The sequence below is a fragment of the Bartonella sp. AA2SXKL genome (assembly GCF_042197205.1).
Classification (GTDB): domain Bacteria; phylum Pseudomonadota; class Alphaproteobacteria; order Rhizobiales; family Rhizobiaceae; genus Bartonella.
In genome coordinates this window covers 1-533 of record NZ_JBHIRN010000288.1, presented here as the reverse complement: position 1 = coordinate 533, position 533 = coordinate 1, and the positions used below count along the sequence as shown (strand labels likewise).

Below are 533 nucleotides of genomic sequence, written 5' to 3'. Positions count from 1 at the left end.
TTATTTGTCGCGCAACCAGTCAGAGAGAGCAGTACGCACATCAGCATCACTTTTTTGATTAACTTCACTTTCCACCTCCAGACGTGTTGTGGCTGCTTTTAAAGCTTTTTCTGTTTGCTTTTGTTGCTCTGCTTTTTTCCCAAGATTAAAAGCTCTTGCTAAAATCATAAAAAAAGCAGCTAAAGCCGCGCCTATTAACAGCAGATTTCTTTTCATCCATAAGATCATAGGCGGTGTTCCTGAAAACGTTTGGCAACAAAGAAAATACCAACACATGCGGCTAAAACCATAATGGTTGCCAAAGCCCATTGGATTGGTCCATTTCCTGCTAACAAACCACCAAGCCCAGAAAAAGAACCAATAATCGGTGCAAGGGCTTCGGCTTTGAAAACCCCCGTTGGTGCTTGCGTTTCTACTGTTTGATAATTGGAGGAAACATAAGCCCCTTTTGCCCATAAGCCTGTTTCTGCCGCACGCCGGTGTGCTAAACCTTCAAGACGCTTTCCGCCTGCTTTGGTCCATTTCTGTAGCTC

The 533-nt window shown here is 44.1% G+C and carries 1 protein-coding gene and 1 pseudogene; both read right to left on the bottom strand.

Annotated features, from left to right (window positions below; translation table 11 throughout):
• A complete protein-coding gene (locus ACFINS_RS11295) occupies positions 1 to 228 on the bottom strand; it encodes a hypothetical protein (RefSeq protein WP_375612160.1) in 228 nt (75 codons plus the stop codon).
• A pseudogene (locus ACFINS_RS11290) lies at positions 225 to 533 on the bottom strand (lysozyme); the annotation flags it as partial. The pseudogene ACFINS_RS11290 and the gene ACFINS_RS11295, both read right to left, overlap by 4 nt.

What these genes read in the sequence shown, in the direction of transcription:
- ACFINS_RS11295 (WP_375612160.1), bottom strand. Translation starts at nt 228, where the DNA reads ATGATCTTATGGATGAAAAGAAATCTGCTGTTAATAGGCGCGGCTTTA.